We start from the raw sequence: 14794 nt of genomic DNA on the forward strand, positions 1-14794 counted from the left end.
CTTATGGTAAATAAGAGCGAAGCACAGTAGAATGACCTTCGATAGCGTAACGGCCGAGACTGGAAGGAATCAGATAGCATTCTCCTGCAGCATAAGGTTGGGAGCCGCCATCCCAAGTAAGATGTCCGCTGCCTTCACAGATGACTAGAATAGTGAAGCTGTCTTCTGTAGTGGTGAGGTCCCATGAACCATTTACGATTCCTTTTTCTACGATAAAATATGGCGAAGCGGCAAGTTGCAGCCACTCACCAGGTACTGCGTTATCTGTCTTCATTGAAGTAGCCCCGGCGCCTTCATAAGCTGTAACATTAAGTGAATCTTCAATATGAAGCTCACGTGGTTTTCCGTCCAGGCCTGGACGGTCATAATCATAAATGCGGTATGTAGTGTCGGAATTTTGCTGGATCTCTGCTACAACGACACCAGCACATAGCGCATGAACGGTTCCGGCGGGAATATAGAAGGAGTCTCCTGCAGAGACAGATACTTCTTGAAGGCTATCCATAACGGTGCCTTTCTCCAGTGCTTCGCGCAATGTTTCACGATCCACGCCTTCTTTAAGACCATAGATGATTTTGGCACCTGGCTTAGCGTCTAACACGTACCACATCTCTGTTTTACCCAGTTCACCTTGTGGCAATCCCTCATAATCATCTGTAGGGTGGACTTGAACGGAAAGATTGTCGTTGCAATCCAGCAATTTGATTAGTAGAGGAAATCTTCCACCCGTTTCTGAAATCCCTTTGCTTCCGAACCATTCATGGCCGAACTGCTCACGAATTTGATCTAAGCCTTGACCGGCTAACTCTCCGTTTACCACCGAAGACGTTCCATTCGCGTGATCGGCGATCATCCAGCCTTCGCCAATATGTCCTTCAGGTAGATCTAGGCCGAATTTCTCCAGCGCGCGGCCTCCCCAGACACGTTCTTTAAACTCCGGTTGAAATTTCAAAGGATATGGTTGAGTCATTGCTACATCTTCCTTCCCAAATATAAAATAGTTTGATGCTTACAGTTTAAGAGGGGATTCCTTTTTTCTTTTCGAGCGCAATCATATAAGGTGAATCCGTGCGCTGCAGCTGACGATAAACAATGCTTTGTGCTACCTTTTGGGAAACAGCTGCTGCCCAAGATTCAACGGCAGAGGCTTCTTTATCTCCACCTGCATGGCCGGGATAAAGAACTGCCGTAATGATCCCACCTGGACGCAGTAACTGGAGAGAAGCTTCCAAGGCTGCAATGGAGCTGTCCGGCTGAGTAATGATGTTCTTGTCGGCATCTCCTGAAGGCAAGTAGCCTAGATTGAACATTACAGCTCCAACGGTGCCATGCCAGTTCGCTGGAACAGCTTCAGCCATTTCGGCGTGACTACGTTCCAGCAAGGTGACGGTGGCGAGCGAGGGAGCTTCCTCTCTTGCAAGCCGCAGGCGCTCTTCAGCCAGCCTCAGTGCTGCAGCTTGAATGTCAAAGCCGTAGACTTCACCGCGAGCTCCGGTTGCTTTGGCTAGAAAAAGCGTATCAGCACCAGTACCTACTGTGGCATCAATCGCACGATCACCTAAAGTTAACCGCTCAGAGATAAATTTATGAGCAAAGCTTAAAACGGACATAAAGCCCATTAGCTCTTCCTCCAATACTTACCCTGCCAAGTATCACGAGCAACTAGCTCATCGTCAATGGCATTTAGCACTTCCCATTTCTTGAGGCTCCACATCGGTCCGATTAAGATATCCCGAGGAGCGTCTCCAGTCAAGCGATGTACAATCATTTCAGGGGGCAAAATTTCGAGTGAATCGGCAATGAGCTTCACATACTCATCCTGTTCCATGAATCGTAGCAATCCAGCTTCGTATTGCTTCACCATGGGTGTTTTACGCATGAGATGCAGAAGGTGAATCTTAATTCCTTGCACATCCATGCGAGCCACAGCAGATACCGTTTCAAGCATCATTTCATGCGTCTCCTGTGGGAGACCGTGAATGATATGGGTGCAGACACGAATGCCATGACGCCGCAACTTCTCAACAGCATCTACATAACACTGGCTATCGTGAGCCCGGTTAATTAGCTCAGAGGTGGAGTCGTGTATAGTCTGGAGACCCATCTCTACCCACAGATACGTGCGCTCGTTTAGCTCGGCCAAATATTCGACAACATCATCCGGCAAACAGTCAGGCCGTGTAGCAATAGATAGTCCAACGACACCTGGCTGCTGTAAAATCACTTCGAAATATTCTCTAAGCTCTTCGACCGGAGCGTACGTATTCGTATAGGCCTGAAAATATCCAATGTATTTAGCGTTTGGCCATTTTAGATGCTGCTTGTCACGGATATTATTAAATTGGGTGACGAGATCATCTCGGCGACTTCCCGCAAAATCACCAGAACCTCTGGCACTGCAAAAAGTACAACCACCTTTAGCGATGGAGCCGTCACGGTTGGGACAGGTAAAGCCTGCATCAAGCATAACTTTGAATACCTTGGTGTTCAAATGTTCACGCATTTCGTAATTCCAGGTATGAAAACGTTTATCTCCCCAAAGCTGCGGAGGAGTAGTGTATTGAAGATTAGACACGAGGAGCTCCTTTCTGAAAATATAAACATGGATAACTATCCTTATCCTTATATTTTTCTGAGACGGATGGCATCCTTTATAAAAGAAGAACACACAGCCGTTTCTTATAATCCAATACATTGTATCAAAAAACAGAGCTCGGCGTAACATTCACTCCCGGTACTGGCATGAAAAATAGGCCGAAAGTAAGGCGCTTTCAACTTGAAAATGCTTACATAGTATGTTATATTCAGAGTGTGAAAAGCTGCTGTGGCTTAAAGAAATTCAGCCAGGAGTTCATAATTTCGTGTCGTCCGATCCATAATAATAACCGTGAGGTGATAGCAATGAATTCTCAAACGGTATATGCTGAGGGTAAAGATTCGATTGAAGTCCACTTAACGCCAGATGAAGCCCTTGCACTAACAGGTGTGGAATTTAACGGCAACCCTAAGATCAAGACAGATGCACAGCGTAAAATCCGCAGCGCATTCGAAAAAAAGACATTTGCCACAAGCTCAAACACAAAGTAGATCCTAATCTACCGGACAAGAATGAGCCTTAATTCCAAATATACACAACGAAGGAATTCCCCTGGATAGCTCATTTAAGAGCTGAGCCAGAGAATTCCTTTTTCTTTTTTACCCCAATCCCTTTACTTTTCGGGACAATTTCGGCACAATATTGCAAGTGACAGTTATCGTATAAGAGATAATCGGAGGAATACCTATGCGTTTACGCGGAAGAAAAGGAATACGTGAAAGTTTGGAAGAACAGACCGATCTAGTCATTCTTGACCCTCGGAGTTATAAAGGTGAGTGGTCCAAGCTGTTCGGAAATGATCATCCGATCCATGTGGAGTTCGGAATGGGCAAGGGACAGTTTATCAGCCAAATGAGCTTCAAATATCCCGATATCAATTTTATCGGCGTTGATATGTATGATGAGCTGATCCGCCGTGCTGGAGATAAGGCTAGAGCAGTATGGGAGCCGGCAGGTCATGAGACGCCGCCCAACCTGAAATTGGCACTCGCCAATATTGATTATGCAGAGGAAGTATTTGCTCCAGGAGAGCTGGAACGGATTTATCTTAACTTCAGTGATCCCTGGCCGAAGAGTAAGCATGCTCGTCGTCGTTTGACACACCCGCGTTTTCTTGACAAATATCGGGGGCTGCTAAGCGACTTAGGTGAAATTCATTTGAAAACAGATTCTCGAAGCCTATTTGAATTCTCATTAAATGCATTTGCGGACTTTGGTCTACAGATGAAAAATATCTCGTTAGACCTACATGCGGACGGCATCATAAATGAGGATCATATTATGACGGAATACGAGACGAAATTTGTCGGACGTGGCGTGAATATCCATCGTTGTGAGGCCATTGTAGGTGCGGAAGCGCTCAAGCAGTATCAAGCTACCCGTTTGGACAAATATCGGTTGTAGTTACAAAGCACTACTCCAAAAGATGTGCTTCAATAATAAAGCGGCAGCCTCCAAGTGGTTTGGAGGCTGCCGCTTTTAAATTAACTATTCCAATAATTCGATAATGCTCTGAGCACATTGCAATGGGTGGTAACGGGCGATTTCCTCAAGATGAAGTTTTCGCTTATTTTGCACATCCACGTAGTTGGTTAATAGACGTTCCATCCACATTACGACTACGTCTAAAGACTCTATCGGCTCTCCGAAACCTGCTGCGGTAAAATAGCGGCAATTCTCCTCCTCCTGCCCGGGCAGAGGGTTATAGAAAAGCATCGGTATTCCTTTAGCGAGCCCTTCACTGCAGGTCATTCCACCCGGCTTCGTGACGAGCAGATCGGACACCTCCATCAGCTTGTCAATCTCACGCGTAAAGCCGATCAAGGATATATTAGGATGATTATAACGTGAGTCTTCTTTCATTTCCTGAAGCAGCTCTTCATTCTTGCCGAGACAGAAAACAATCTGAATCTTCTCTCGCCATTCCGCCAGACAGGCATTTACAACCTGATCGTTCATGATCCCCCAGCCGCCGCCCATGACTAGTACCGTTGGCATATCCTTGAGATTGAACTGCTGTCGAATCTCCTGCTTTCCAGGATGCTGCCAAAAGTTGGGATGTACAGGTATCCCTGTAACCTGAATTTTCGCAGAAGGAATGTTTCGCATACGCAATTTGGATTTAACCTCTGGTGTTGATACCAGATAACGGTCTACCTCTGGACTGATCCAACTGGCATGTGCGTCATAATCCGTTATAACAGTTACGAGTGGCATCTTTAGGGTAGGATCCACTCTCTTAAGACGAGATACTACAGCACCCGGAATGAAGTGTGTGCAGACAATAACGTCAGGTTTCAACTGCATAACAACATTTTTTGTATGCGTATAAAATATACGATGCAGGGCAAGCGTGGTAAGACGATTAAATGATTTCTGGTGACGGTAGACGTACCCCATCAGCTTTGGCTGAGTCGTTACCGTCTTACGGTAAGCAGACAGAATAATGGGTGCCATTTTGGGATTAAGGAAATTCCCAAGTTCTAGCACCTTCGTTTGTAAATTAGGTGACAGTTGGCGCAGACTGCTCGACAGCGCATAAGCTGCTTGAGTATGTCCTGCTCCAAAGCCTTCTGAGAGTATTAAAATTCTTTTTTTTTGCAATTTTGATTCACCTATTCTCAAAGGTTTTCCCGGTTTAACCATATATACTTCAGATCCATAAGGCTATAGTGCCCGCTGCAACACTGGTTCCGATCACTAAGCCTGCAAAGACATCAGATGGATAATGTAATCCCAGATAAATGCGTGAAAACCCGACAATACAGGCCAGCGGCAGCAGAATAACGATCAAGGCAGGAAATGCTACCATATATGGGACCGTTGAAGCAAAGATAGCTGTAGTATGACCAGAAGGAAAAGAATGATCCTTTAATGGATTACGAAATGTGTTCGTATCCGGTAGCGCCAGATAAGGCCGCATGCGTGGATACAGTTTTTTAGCGACAGCAACGGGCAAATGGCTAACAGCTAGAGCCGTCATTGCTTGCAGGCTAGCGGTTCTCCATGGCTGAGGAGCAAATGCCCATATCAGTATGTTGATAACAATTGTGCTTGTAGCTCCACCCAAATGAGTGAGATAGAAGAGCCAAAAGTTCAGAAAACGATTATGCATTCGTCCGTTGATCCACTTAAAAAGGTGCCGCTCCCAGAGATGTAGCTTCATGAATAAATGTCTCATATCTTGTCCCTCCGCCAGTCGGCTACCGATAACAGGTGCTTATGAGCAGTCCGTTCTTTAGCATTAGATCTGTCTTAATCATACTTTTTAAAGGTAGTCCATTTCAAGGAAAAGCTCAGTTTTGCTAGAAATTTGCTAGTTTTGACTTAGAGCCGCTAACGCCGTACAATGATTCAAGCGGACTAAACATGTTTAAAAGGGTAAGAGATAAATAAGGATCCAAATAAATGGAATCCATACAATTCTTTTAAACAACACATATAAAAATTGTGAAGTCTGCCTAGAATAAGAATACTCTTGGTCTATTGTTAAGGGATGCAACAAAAGGGTCAGAAGGAACGTCAAGCAAGCTAGAGAGAAAAAAAAGAACACCGAGAGTGAAAAAAGGGGGCATCAAAAGGTCATGACAGACGCACTGTTTGTTACGCTCCAAGTGATCTTGGCAGCAATCGCAGTATATCAGTTTACCTTTTCGTTATTTGGTCTGCACAAGAAAAAGACAAAGACAAAGTATAAGCCAGAAAAAACATTTGCAGTACTTGTTGCTGCACATAACGAGGAAGAAGTCGTCGGCGCGTTAATGGAGAACCTGAAGCAGCTTAACTATCCTTCAGAACTGTTTGACGTATTTGTAATTTGTGACAATTGTACAGATGGCACAGCTCGCATCGTTAGAGAGCACGGAATGAACGCTTGTGTCCGTACTAACCCGAATCTACGTGGTAAAGGTTATGCCATTGAATGGATGCTCAAGGAGCTTTGGGGCATGCAGCGTCAATATGACGCAGTTGTAATGTTTGATGCCGATAATCTGGCACATACTGAATTCCTGATGGAGATGAATAATGATCTTTGTTCAGGAGCGCGTGTTATTCAAGGTTATATTGACACCAAGAATCCAGAAGATTCCTGGATTACTGCAGCGTATGGTGTGTCGTATTGGTATATTAACCGTTTGTGGCAACTTTCACGCCATAATTTGAATATGGCGAACTTCCTTGGCGGAACAGGAATGTGTTTCGAGACCAATCTCCTTAAAGAGATGGGCTGGGGAGCTACAAGCTTGGTTGAGGATCTGGAGTTTACGATGCGCAGTGCATCTCATGGTGTATATCCTAAGTTCAACTATGACGCAAAGGTATTTGATGAGAAGCCTCTAACTTTCAAGGCCTCTTCAAGACAGCGTCTGCGCTGGATGCAAGGACACTTTACTGTAGCTCGTCGTTATTTTTTTCCATTACTTTGGCAAAGTATTAAAGAACGTAGCCTAACGAAGTTTGACCTTGCGCTTTACGGAGCAAATGTGTACATTGTTTTGCTCACCTTCTTGATGACGGCGGTAATGTGGGTGGATATGGCCCTCTTTAACGGACCGAATATTGCTAATATTTACGGCAGCTTGCCAGTCTGGCTCGGTTTTCTTGCGATCGGTTTGAATCTGGTGACCTTTGGGATTGCGATGGCTTTGGAGAAGGTTAAATTTAAGAAGGTGTACGCTTATCTGGTGTTCTTCCCAATTTACCTGATCTCTTGGTATCCTATTACGTTCTATGCGTTCTTCACGCAGAACAACAAGCAATGGAGCCATACCAAGCATACACGTGTCGTAAGACTTGAAGAAGTGCAAAGCAAGCAGGTATAAGATATTTAAGAATATTGAATAAAAGAATTGACACTCCGTTTGGAGTGGTGTATAGTATTCAAGTACGCAAATCATAGGGATTGCAAGAAGAAGCACCTGCTTCTCACCTGACTGGCATATTCGCCGGCTGGTTTTGATCTCAATGCTTTATGAATGTTAATGTTCATGAACGTTGATCAAACACGGGGTGTCGGGTGTTACCGGCACCCCTTTTTTATGGAGTAAGGCAGTATAGTTGTTAAAAAGATCCGGAGGTGGAGAGTTATCAGTAAGGAACATATGATCAATGATGAAATTCGGGCCAAAGAGGTACGGTTGGTTGGTGCGGAAGGTGAACAAATCGGAATTAAACCGATCCGCGAAGCGTTGCAAATGGCGATCGATCTTAATCTAGATTTAGTCAATGTAGCACCACAGGCTAAGCCGCCGGTATGCCGCATCATGGATTACGGCAAGTTCCGTTATGAAACGCAGAAGAAAGAGAAGGAAGCCCGTAAGAACCAGAAGGTCGTTGATATCAAGGAAGTCTGGTTCCGTGCTAACATTGAGGAACATGATTATCAAACCAAGTTCCGCAATGTGATCAAGTTCTTGGGTGAAGGCGATAAAGTAAAGTGCTCCGTTCGTTTCCGCGGACGTGAAATTACACATGCGAATATCGGCCAGAAAATCCTCGAGCGTGTTAAGAACGAAGTGGCTGATATATCTGTTGTTGAGCGCCAGCCTAAGCTGGAAGGTCGCAGCATGATTATGATCTTGGCTCCTAAAGCCCAATAAATCTGGAGTCACTTGCTTACATGCAATTTGGCGCCGCATAATATTCAAGGAGGAAACACCATGCCTAAGATGAAAACACATAGCAGCCTGAAAGGCCGCTTCAAAATTACCGGAACTGGTAAAGTAACACGTTACAAAGCTCACAAAAACCACTTGCTGTCCCACAAATCTAAACGCGCTAAGCGCGTTCTGAACGGTAATCCAGTAATGGCCCCTGGGGATGTAAGACGTTTGAAACAAGGATTGGCTAACTTGAAATAGTTTATCACACATTTTTGGGAGGTTTATTAATATGGCAAGAGTTAAGGGCGGATTTGTAGTTCGTCGTAGACATAAAAAAGTATTGAAATTGGCAAAAGGTTATTTCGGTTCTAAACACCGCATTTTTAAAACAGCTAAAGAACAAGTAATGAAATCGATGGTTTACGCTTACCGCGACCGTCGTCAAACTAAACGTAACTTCCGCAGACTGTGGATCGTTCGTATTAATGCAGCAGCTCGTTTGAACGGTCTTTCTTACAGCAAGCTTGTATACGGCCTGAAATTGGCTGGTGTAGAAGTTAACCGTAAGATGCTGGCTGATCTGGCTGTAAATGATCTTAACGCATTCAACTCCTTGGCTGGTATTGCCAAAGAGAAAATCAACGCGTAAGTGTTGTAATATAATCGAAAAGCACCGCCTGCGTGTTGCCCATGCAGCGGTGCTTTTTTGTGTGGTATGAAGTATATAAAATGAGGAAATGATTTCTCTGCCGTAAAAAAAACGAGAAAAAAACTCTGCTTAATGCAGAGTTATTCCCAGTACTTCACAGTATTGAGCTCGGCAGCGAGCTTTTTACTGATGGTTCTTCTTACTTTACGTAGCTCAGAACGTTCATTAGCTGATTCGCTGATCAATTTCTCTTCATCGGTCTCTGGGATTATGGCAGGAACTGGAGTGGGAGTACCATCCTCCCCAACTGCAACAAAGGTAAGGAATGAAGTGGCGGCGACGGCGCGCTCACCCGTATATAAGTTTTCTGAAATGATCTTTACGAATACCTCTATGCTTGTACGTCCGGTCCAAGAAACGAAGGATTCGAAACATACGGAGTCTGTAGGTCGGATGGGCCTCAAGAAGTCAACAGAGTCTGTAGAGGCTGTAACGACATTAGCACGGCAATGGCGCATAGCTGAGATGGAGGCTACTTCATCAATGCCGCTCATAAGCTTACCGCCAAACAATGTTTTGTGATTATTAACATCATTAGGGAAAACGCGTCCGGTTTTGAAGACACGGGATTCACGGCAATATTTAAAAGCCGGCATCGTTTGTGGATTTTTTTCATCGGTCATATCTGATAACTTCCTTTCAGTGCAAATACTAAGCAATCATAATAATAGAAAACACATAAGTGTGCAATAATATTTGTAATGTGTTGGAATACTATACAAAGTAAAATAAGGTTTTCTAACATCATTCAAACATGATGATAACATGTCGTGTCATGGAAAGCGGTTACTTACGAAAAAGTACAAATATTTATTGACCTGAGGTCATTTATGGACTGGATTTTAGATTTTATTGCAGTTATAATTTGATCTATGGAATGTCCAAGTAGAACACAGATGACATCCAATATTTTAAGGGGGATCACATTCAATGAAAAAAGTTTTCAAGCTATCTCTTGTAATGTTGCTGGCATTCACAGTAGTATTGGCTGGTTGCGGAAACAACAACGCTAAAAATGCTGCAAATGGCGAGACTAATGCAGGAACAAATGGCGGAACAAATGCCGCAAAATCTGATTTCAAATTTGGTATGGTTACTGACATCGGAGGCGTAAACGATAAATCGTTTAACCAATCCGCATGGGAAGCATTACAAGCTCTTGAAAAAGAAACAGGTTCTTCCGTTAAATATTTGCAAAGTAAATCAAACGCTGACTATGAGCCAAACCTTAACCAATTCGTTAAAGATGGCTACAACTTGACTTGGGGTATTGGTTTTGATCTTGGCGACGCAATTAAAAAGGTTGCTGGTGAGAACGCAAATGCTAACTTGGCAATTATTGATAGCGTTGTAGATGCTCCTAACGTAGCATCCGTTACTTTCTCTGAGAACGAAGGTTCCTTCTTGGTTGGTGTGGTTGCTGGTTTGACTACAAAAACTAACAAGGTAGCTTTTATCGGCGGTATGGAAAGCCCAGTAATCAAACGTTTTGAAGTAGGCTTTAAAGCTGGTGTATTAGCAGTTAAGCCTGACGCTAAAGTTACAATTACTTATGCAGGTGCATATGACAAACCAGATACTGGTAAATCTCTTGCCGCTACATTATATAACGATGGTAATGACATCATCTTCCCTGCTGCTGGTGCAACAGGAAATGGCGTATTTAACGAAGCTAAATCCCGTAACAAAGCTGGCGGTGCAAAAGTTTGGGTTATCGGTGTAGACAAAGACCAATCCATTGAATTTGGTACGGACGTAACTTTGACTTCCATGATCAAACGCGTTGACGAAGCTGTGAAGAAGGTTTCCAAAGAAGTAATCGATGGTACTTTCAAAGGTGGTACTACAACTGTTCTTGGTTTGAAAGACAATGGTGTAGGTATCTCTGATACATCTAAAGTTAACGTTTCTGAAGAGATCTTGGCTAAAGTTGAAGATTACAAAAAACAAATCATTGATGGAACAATTACAGTTCCTACCGAGTAAGATCTCCCTTTTATTTGTCGGATTACAATAAGCAACAAAGAATAAGGCCGGTTATGTGCTGGCCTTATTCCTTGTTAAAGCACTGGTTATGATAAGTTGGACACAGTTATACCGTCTTGAAAAGGGCGGTACATCCGTGTCTGCATGGTAGTTATATATTCTGTGATGAGGGTGATTCCATGAGTGCTGCGGCTCCTGTCGTAGAGTTGAAGCAAATCACAAAACGATTTCCTGGTATTGTTGCTAACGATTCCATTAGCTTGACCTTAAAAAAGGGTGAGATTCTTGCATTGCTCGGTGAGAATGGTGCAGGTAAATCAACCCTAATGAATATCGTGTTTGGATTGTATCAACCGGACGAAGGTAGTATTGAAATCGACGGGAAACCGGTTATAATTGATAATCCCAATAAAGCGATTGAGCTTGGTATTGGTATGGTGCATCAGCATTTCAAGCTCGTGGAACCTTTTACGGTTACCGAGAATATTGTTCTTGGGATGGAGCCGAAGAAAGGTCTTAAAATTGACTATAAATCCGCTGCGGAACAGGTTCGGAAGCTATCGGAGCAATATGGCCTGCAAGTGAATCCAAATGCCGTTATTCATGACATTTCTGTAGGTATGCAGCAAAGGGTAGAAATTATGAAGACCCTGTACCGCGGAGCGGATATTCTCATATTTGATGAGCCGACTGCAGTACTTACGCCTCAAGAAATTACGGAATTGATGGCGATTATGAAGCGGCTTGTTGCAGAGGGAAAATCTATTATCCTGATTACGCATAAGCTTAAAGAAATTATGCAAATATCTGATCGGGTCACCATTATTAGACGCGGAAAAGTAATCGATACCGTAAATACCGCAGAGACTAATCCGAATGAACTAGCTGAGAAGATGGTTGGACGTGGCGTAACCTTCAAGGTAGATAAGAAGGCTCCTGAGGTTGGCAAAACTGTACTCGAGCTGAAGGATGTGAACAGCAAGAGTAAAGATGGTGTCTCAGTGCTGGACGGCCTTAGCTTTGATGTGAAAGCCGGAGAAATTCTCGGAATAGCTGGTGTAGATGGCAATGGACAGAGTGAACTGATTCAGGCCATTACAGGTCTGCGTAAAATTGATTCTGGTTCTATTCAGGTGTCCGGGAACGAAATAGCTAATTTATCCCCGCGTAAGATTACGGAGATGAATGTGTCTCATATTCCAGAGGACCGTCATAAGCATGGTTTGGTGCTTGATTTCTCAGTAAGTGAGAACATGGTTCTGGAAACTTACTATAAGAGTCCATATAACAAAAATGGCTTTATGCAAAATGATGTCATTGATAAATATGCTGAAGGTCTTGTGGAGCAATTTGATGTGCGTACACCTTCAATTCAGACCAAAGCACGTTCTCTATCCGGCGGAAATCAACAGAAAGCGATTATTGCTCGGGAAATAGATAAAGATCCGACATTACTTATTGCAGCACAACCAACACGCGGTCTAGATGTTGGGGCTATCGAGTTTGTTCAAAAGCAGCTTATCGCACAGCGTGACCAAGGAAAAGCTGTATTGCTCATTTCGTTTGAATTGGACGAGATTATGAATGTATCAGACAGAATTGCTGTTATCTATGAAGGCAAAATTGTCGGTGAAGTGTTCCCGCAGGATACGAATGACCAGGAACTGGGTCTTATGATGGCAGGCAGCTTGAAGCGGGGAGGTAAGGCAGTTGAATAAGTTCAAAAAAATCTTCACAACTGACAGCTATATCGTTCCTCTTGTCGCCATCGTACTTGGTTTTCTTGTGGGAGCAATAGTTATGCTTATGGGTGGTTATGATCCGATAACTGCTTACTCCGCACTGTTCTCACGTGTATTTGGTAACTTGTACAACTTTGGTGAAGCCGTGCGCGAAATGACGCCATTAATGCTCACTGGTTTAGCCGTAGCCTTTGCATTCCGTTCAGGGATGTTTAATATCGGGGCAGACGGACAAGTGATGATTGGTATGACAGCTGCGACCGTGGTGGGCATTAAATTTGCAGCCTTGCCAGGATTCATATTGGTTCCGCTTGCTGTTATTATAGCAGGGTTATGTGGAGGTCTGTGGGCTGGTATCGCCGGCTACTTGAAGGCCAAACGTGGGATTAATGAAGTTATTACCACGATCATGTTAAACTGGGTTGCTCTGTACTTGTCGAATTATATTGTAAGAGCATTTCTGTTACTCCCGGGACAGAATCGTTCCGAGGATATTCCAGCTTCACTTTCTATGACGTTCTTGAATTCGTTATTTGACAATGCACGTCTGCACTGGGGAACAGCTATTGCCCTTGCTGCAGCAGTATTCTTCTATGTCTACTTATGGAAGACTAAGCAAGGATATGAAATGCGTGCTGTTGGTTACAATCCTCATGCTGCCGAGTACGCAGGTATGAATGTTGGCCGTAACGTTGTAAAAGCAATGTTCATAAGTGGAGTATTTGCAGGGTTGGCCGGAGCAGGGGAGGTACTGGGTGTATTCCATTATCAATCTGTGTTCGCGGCATCACCAGGATATGGTTTTGATGGTATCGCAGTGGCTCTACTTGGTTTAACACATCCACTTGGTGTTGTTCTTGCTGCGATTCTCTATGGTACGTTGACTTATGGTTCTGCAGGAATGAGTTTTGCTGCAGATGTTCCTCCAGAGCTTATTCGTATCGTTATAGGTTCAATCATATTCTTTATTGCGGCACAAGGGATTGTGCGCTGGGTGCTTAAGCCCTTTTACTTCAAGCGCAAGAAAGAGAAGGTGTTATAGATGGATCTGCAGACGTTAGGTCAACTGCTTAATACAACGCTTGTTTTTTCCACAGCGCTTATTTTTGCCTCACTTGGCGGCATCTTCTCTGAACGCTCCGGTGTCGTAAATATTGGACTTGAAGGTTTGATGATGTTTGGTGCTTTTGCCGCAGCAGTGGGCGGTTATTATGCTCAAGATGCTGGGATGGGTGAATGGGCTCCTTGGATTGGCGTACTATGTGCTATGGCCGTCGGGGTAATTGGTTCACTAATTCATGCAGTTGCAGCTATTACCTTTAAATCGGATCAGACGATCAGTGGTACGGTTATTAACTTTTTAGCCGCAGGCAGTACGCTCTACATGGTAAAGCTGCTGTTTGATGGATCTGCTGAAACTCCACTAATCGATGGGTTTAACAAGGTTTCAATTCCTGGACTCTCCAAAATCCCAGTGATCGGTGAAGGGATATTTAATTCCTATCCGACCACTTATCTGGCCATTGTGCTGGTTATTGTTATTTATTTCGTTTTGTTTAAAACGCCATTTGGACTGCGTTTACGCGCAGTAGGTGAACATCCTAGTGCTGCAGACACCTTAGGGGTCAAGGTGAAGCGGATGAGATATATCGGCGTAATGCTGAGTGGATTGCTGGCTGGTATCGGTGGTGCTACAATCACTCTAACTACAACCGGAACCTTTGGGCATAATACGATTTCAGGTCAAGGTTTTATCGCTATTGCAGCGATGATCTTTGGTAAGTGGAATCCGCTTGGTGCCTTTGGCGCTGCTGTATTCTTCGGATTCTCTCAAGCGATCCGTAACTACGTACAATTGTTTGAATGGTCAAAGGACATACCACAAGAGTTCATCTTTATGATTCCTTACGTATTAACGATCATTGTATTGGTAGGTGCTGTAGGTCGTTCCGCTGCTCCTAAGGCATTAGGTCAGCCTTACGATCCTGGTAAACGCTAGATCTTTTCGATTTTTTGCTTATATCATTATCAAGCCGTATTTCCGGACTTTTCCGGAGATACGGCTTTTTTTGTTAGGATCGATATGGATAAACATTAAGAGGTAAGGGCAAGTGTACAGGCGAAGGTACTTTTGTGCGAATAAACTGTTTTGAAGATG

General features: G+C 43.8%; 16 protein-coding genes. 10 read left to right on the plus strand and 6 right to left on the minus strand.

The window, feature by feature from the left end:
- Position 1 precedes the first annotated feature (1 nt).
- Genes NYE25_RS27430 through NYE25_RS27440 form a run of 3 tightly spaced genes read right to left on the minus strand, consistent with a single transcriptional unit; the run spans position 2 to position 2575 of the window.
- On the minus strand, positions 2 to 970 hold the full coding sequence (locus NYE25_RS27430) for a type I phosphomannose isomerase catalytic subunit (protein WP_042185697.1): 969 nt from the start codon (positions 968 to 970) through the stop codon (positions 2 to 4).
- Between the two features lie 46 nt (positions 971 to 1016).
- Positions 1017 to 1619 carry a class I SAM-dependent methyltransferase gene (locus NYE25_RS27435; RefSeq protein WP_341147342.1) on the minus strand — a complete coding sequence of 201 codons (603 nt, stop codon included), beginning with the start codon at positions 1617 to 1619 and terminating at the stop codon, positions 1017 to 1019.
- Positions 1619 to 2575: a TIGR01212 family radical SAM protein gene (locus NYE25_RS27440; RefSeq protein WP_076286344.1), complete on the minus strand. Its 957-nt coding sequence runs from the start codon at positions 2573 to 2575 to the stop codon at positions 1619 to 1621. The genes NYE25_RS27435 and NYE25_RS27440 overlap by 1 nt, the downstream gene beginning before the upstream one ends.
- 326 nt (positions 2576 to 2901) lie before the next feature.
- Between NYE25_RS27440 and NYE25_RS27445 the strand changes: the two genes are divergently transcribed.
- Complete coding sequence (locus NYE25_RS27445) at positions 2902 to 3087, plus strand: hypothetical protein (RefSeq protein WP_042125061.1); 186 nt, start codon at positions 2902 to 2904, stop codon at positions 3085 to 3087.
- Between the two features lie 196 nt (positions 3088 to 3283).
- Positions 3284 to 4000 (plus strand): tRNA (guanosine(46)-N7)-methyltransferase TrmB, encoded by a 717-nt coding sequence (gene trmB, locus NYE25_RS27450; RefSeq protein WP_036679523.1) that lies wholly within the window; start codon positions 3284 to 3286, stop codon positions 3998 to 4000.
- An 84-nt stretch (positions 4001 to 4084) separates the two neighbouring features.
- On the opposite strand, the gene NYE25_RS27455 is transcribed toward trmB, so the two are convergent.
- Positions 4085 to 5200: an MGDG synthase family glycosyltransferase gene (locus tag NYE25_RS27455; protein ID WP_341147343.1), complete on the minus strand. Its 1116-nt coding sequence runs from the start codon at positions 5198 to 5200 to the stop codon at positions 4085 to 4087.
- A 49-nt stretch (positions 5201 to 5249) separates the two neighbouring features.
- Positions 5250 to 5777 carry a phosphatase PAP2 family protein gene (locus tag NYE25_RS27460; protein ID WP_341049672.1) on the minus strand — a complete coding sequence of 176 codons (528 nt, stop codon included), beginning with the start codon at positions 5775 to 5777 and terminating at the stop codon, positions 5250 to 5252.
- A gap of 403 nt (positions 5778 to 6180) precedes the next feature.
- Here NYE25_RS27460 and NYE25_RS27465 point away from each other — a divergent pair, with 403 nt between their 5' ends.
- The 4 genes from NYE25_RS27465 to rplT all read left to right on the plus strand — a co-directional run bounded on the left by NYE25_RS27465 (position 6181) and on the right by rplT (position 8848).
- The gene (locus NYE25_RS27465; RefSeq protein WP_042185708.1) at positions 6181 to 7419 is read left to right on the plus strand and encodes a glycosyltransferase family 2 protein; all 1239 of its coding nucleotides are present in this window, start codon (positions 6181 to 6183) and stop codon (positions 7417 to 7419) included.
- Between the two features lie 279 nt (positions 7420 to 7698).
- Positions 7699 to 8196 carry a translation initiation factor IF-3 gene (infC, locus tag NYE25_RS27470; RefSeq protein WP_036679510.1) on the plus strand — a complete coding sequence of 166 codons (498 nt, stop codon included), beginning with the start codon at positions 7699 to 7701 and terminating at the stop codon, positions 8194 to 8196.
- 60 nt (positions 8197 to 8256) lie between these two features.
- On the plus strand, positions 8257 to 8457 hold the full coding sequence (gene rpmI, locus NYE25_RS27475; protein ID WP_036679507.1) for a 50S ribosomal protein L35: 201 nt from the start codon (positions 8257 to 8259) through the stop codon (positions 8455 to 8457).
- Positions 8458 to 8488: 31 nt separating this feature from the next.
- Entirely contained in the window at positions 8489 to 8848 is a 360-nt protein-coding gene (rplT, locus tag NYE25_RS27480) for a 50S ribosomal protein L20 (protein ID WP_042125073.1), read from the plus strand.
- Between the two features lie 140 nt (positions 8849 to 8988).
- Here the strand turns inward: rplT and NYE25_RS27485 are convergent, their stop codons facing one another.
- Positions 8989 to 9531: an acyl-CoA thioesterase gene (locus NYE25_RS27485; protein ID WP_042185711.1), complete on the minus strand. Its 543-nt coding sequence runs from the start codon at positions 9529 to 9531 to the stop codon at positions 8989 to 8991.
- 307 nt (positions 9532 to 9838) lie between these two features.
- Between NYE25_RS27485 and NYE25_RS27490 the strand changes: the two genes are divergently transcribed.
- From NYE25_RS27490 to NYE25_RS27505, 4 genes are all read left to right on the plus strand, one after another.
- Entirely contained in the window at positions 9839 to 10894 is a 1056-nt protein-coding gene (locus tag NYE25_RS27490) for a BMP family lipoprotein (protein ID WP_042185713.1), read from the plus strand.
- A gap of 179 nt (positions 10895 to 11073) precedes the next feature.
- The gene (locus NYE25_RS27495) at positions 11074 to 12612 is read left to right on the plus strand and encodes an ABC transporter ATP-binding protein (protein ID WP_042125080.1); all 1539 of its coding nucleotides are present in this window, start codon (positions 11074 to 11076) and stop codon (positions 12610 to 12612) included.
- Entirely contained in the window at positions 12605 to 13678 is a 1074-nt protein-coding gene (locus NYE25_RS27500) for an ABC transporter permease (protein WP_042125082.1), read from the plus strand. The genes NYE25_RS27495 and NYE25_RS27500 overlap by 8 nt, the downstream gene beginning before the upstream one ends.
- On the plus strand, positions 13679 to 14635 hold the full coding sequence (locus NYE25_RS27505) for an ABC transporter permease (RefSeq protein WP_042125085.1): 957 nt from the start codon (positions 13679 to 13681) through the stop codon (positions 14633 to 14635).
- Positions 14636 to 14794 lie beyond the last annotated feature (159 nt).

Origin of the sequence: Paenibacillus sp. FSL E2-8871, assembly GCF_038000345.1 — a bacterium.
In the GTDB taxonomy this organism is placed as follows: Bacteria; Bacillota; Bacilli; order Paenibacillales; family Paenibacillaceae; genus Paenibacillus_AQ.